1 protein-coding gene is annotated in these 3,731 nt (G+C 43.7%); it reads left to right on the forward strand.

Annotated features, from left to right (window positions below):
* Positions 1 to 3,731 (forward strand): beta strand repeat-containing protein (locus AC04QZ_RS24965; protein WP_478359927.1); only part of this gene is annotated, 3,731 nt, incomplete at both ends.

The following is a 3,731-nucleotide window of genomic DNA, read 5'->3' on the forward strand; positions in this document are numbered from 1 at the left end:
TACGATTTATCAAACGCCAAAAGGGTTTAATGATACCAGGACTTTAGATTGTGCTGGAAGTTTTAGCTATAATATTCAAACCTTAAATATTAATAACACGGCTAATGGTGGGAATTCGGTTCCGGCATCGTTCACCTGGACAGTAAATTCAAATACGAATGTTACGGGTGCTGCTAATGGAACGGGTAATACAATTACGCAAACTTTAATTAATACGAGTAACAGTATCCAAACAATCGTGTATACCATAACACCAAAGGCAACTGTTACAGGTGGCTGCGTTGGTAATGCATTTACTGTAACGGTATCTGTTCCGGTATGCTCGTCGATATCGATTACAAAATCTTCGGATGTTTCATCAGTTAATAAAGCTGGAAATGTTATTCATTACACCGTAACGGTAAGTAATACTGGAAATGCAAATCAAAATAACGTAATCGTTAGCGATCCCTTGCTAGGTGGTGCTTTAAGCAACCCAACAAAAACCGGAAATACAGATAATATTTTAGAAAAAGGCGAAACCTGGACTTACAATGGATCTTATACAGTACTTCAATCAGATTTAAATAATAATGGTAATCCAACAAATAACCTGGGAAAGATTACCAATACAGCAAGTGTTAAAACCACCGAGTTGCCAACGGCAAAGGCAGCAAGCGCTGATGTTAACATTGTTTTAAGTCCGGCGGTTACTTTAGTGAAAACCGGAACATTAAACATTAATGGAAACTCGATCAGTTACCTGTTTACAGTTAAAAATACCGGTAATGTAACCTTGAATAACCTCGTGATAACAGATAGCAAGGTTACAGGTGCAATAACATTGGCTGCTACAACACTGGCACCCGGAATGAGTACAACGGCTACGGCTTCATATACAATTTCTACTGCTGAAAAGGCCTTGGGCTCGGTGAGCAATACCGCTACTGTTAGCGGAAAAGATCCGTTAAATGGCAATGTTTCTGATATTTCGGGTACTACTGAAGGCAACAATACACCAACTGTAACCAATACCGGCGTTTATGCAGTTGATGATGAAGGAACTTTAAATGCAGTAACAGGTGGTGTTGCCGTGAACAATGTGTTGGTTAACGATAAAGTGAACGGTAACCAGGCTACTTTAGCTAATGTGACCATCAGTCAGATTTCGAGTTCAAATCCTAACATCTCTATTGATCCTGCAACTGGAAAAGTAAATGTTCTTCCGGGTACACCTGTAGGAACTTATACATTGGTTTATCAGATTGAAGATAAAGCAAATCCTGGAAATGTAAAAGAAGCGACTGTTACGATTCACTTGATTAGCGGAGTGATATTAGCTGTTGATAATAGTGGAAGTGCAAATAGTGTTACCGGCGGAACGGCGGTTGCTAATATTCTGGGTAACGATACTTACAATGGTGGTGCACAAGCAAACCTATCTAATGTCACCATCACCAACGGTACAAATGATAGTAACGGCAAAGTAACACTCGATCCGGCAACAGGCGCGGTAAGTGTGGCTGCGAATACCCCAGCTGGTGTTTACACTTTAACCTACACCATCACCGATAAACTGGATGCTTCGAAAACTTCTACTGCAACAGTGAAAGTAACCGTGGCTTCAGGTACATTATTGGCGAAGGATGATGTCGGCACTTCAAATTCAGTAACCGGCGGAACAGCGGTTGCCAATGTTTTGGCAAACGATACTTACAACGGAACGACAACCGCTCCAACTTTAAATGATGTCACCATTACCAATGGTACCAACGATAGCAACGGTAAAGTAATACTCGATCCGGCAACGGGAGCGGTAAGTGTGGCTGCGAATACCCCGGCTGGCATTTACACCTTAACCTATACCATCACCGATAAACTGGATGCTTCGAAAACTTCTACCGCTACGGTAAAAGTAACGGTAGCTTCAGCTGCATTATTGGCGAAAGATGATGCAGGAACAACTAACTCGGTAACCGGCGGAACAGCGGTAACCAATGTTTTAGCTAACGATACTTATAACGGAACAACTACAGCTCCGACTTTAAATGATGTCACCATTACCAACGGTACCAACGATAGCAATGGTAAAGTAAGCCTTGATCCGGCAACAGGAGCAGTGAGTGTGGCGGCAAATACCCCGGCTGGCGTTTATACTTTGACTTATACCATTACTGATAAACTGGATGCTTCGAAAACTTCGACTGCAACAGTAAAAGTAACAGTGGCTTCAGGTACTTTATTGGCGAAGGATGATGCGGGAACAGCTAACTCGGTAACAGGCGGAACAGCAGTGGCGAATGTACTTTCGAACGACACCTATAATGGAACAACTGTTGCTCCGACTTTGGCTGATGTGACCATCACCAACGGTACAAATGATAGCAACGGTAAAGTAACACTCGATCCGGCAACGGGCGCGGTAAGTGTGGCCGCGAATACCCCGGCAGGCGTTTACACCTTAACTTATACGATCACCGATAAACTGGATGCTTCGAAAACTTCTACCGCAACGGTGAAAGTAACCGTAGCTTCAGCTGCTTTATTGGCGAAAGATGATGCAGGTACTGCTAACTCGGTAACAGGTGGAATAGCAGTTGCGAATGTTTTAACAAACGATACTTACAACGGTGGTGCACAAGCAAATCTATCTAATGTCACCATCAGCAACGGTACCAACGATAGCAATGGTAAAGTAACACTCGATCCGGCAACAGGAGTGGTAAGCGTGGCAGCCAATACACCGGCTGGTGTTTACACCTTGACTTATACCATCACCGATAAACTGGATGCTTCGAAAACTTCGACCGCAACAGTGAAAGTAACCGTGGCTTCAGGTACTTTATTGGCGAAAGATGATACAGGAACAGCTAACTCGGTAACAGGCGGAACAGCGGTAGCCAATGTTTTGACAAACGATACTTACAATGGAACTTTAACCGCCCCGACTTTAAATGATGTCACCATCACCAATGGTACAAACGATAGCAATGGTAAAGTAACACTCGATCCGGCAACAGGAGCAGTTAGTGTGGCCGCGAATACCCCGGCTGGTATTTATACCTTAACTTATACCATCACCGATAAACTGGATGCTTCGAAAACTTCTACTGCAACAGTGAAAGTAACCGTGGCTTCAGGTGCTTTATTGGCGAAAGATGATGCAGGTGCTTCAAATTCGGTAACAGGCGGAACAGCGGTAGCCAATGTTTTGGCAAACGATACTTACAACGGAACTTCAACCGCTCCGACTTTAAATGATGTCACCATCACCAACGGTACAAACGATAGCAACGGTAAAGTAACACTTGATCCGGCAACAGGAGCGATAAGTGTTGCTGCGAATACCCCGGCTGGTGTTTACACCTTAACTTATACGATCACCGATAAACTGGATGCTTCGAAAACTTCTACCGCAACAATCAAAGTAACCGTAGCTTCAGGCGCATTACTGGCGAAGGATGATGCAGGTACTGCTAACTCGGTAACAGGCGGAACAGCGGTTGCCAATGTTTTGGTAAACGATACTTACAATGGAACAACCACAGCTCCAACTTTAAATGATGTCACCATTACCAACGGTACAAACGATAGCAATGGTAAAGTAACACTCGATCCGGCAACAGGAGCGGTAAGCGTTGCCGCGAATACCCCAGCTGGCGTTTATACTTTAACCTACACGATTACCGATAAACTGGATGCTTCTAAAACTTCTACTGCAACAGTAAAAGTAACCGTGGCTTCAGGCGCTA

It is taken from the genome of Pedobacter folensis, assembly GCF_056490665.1.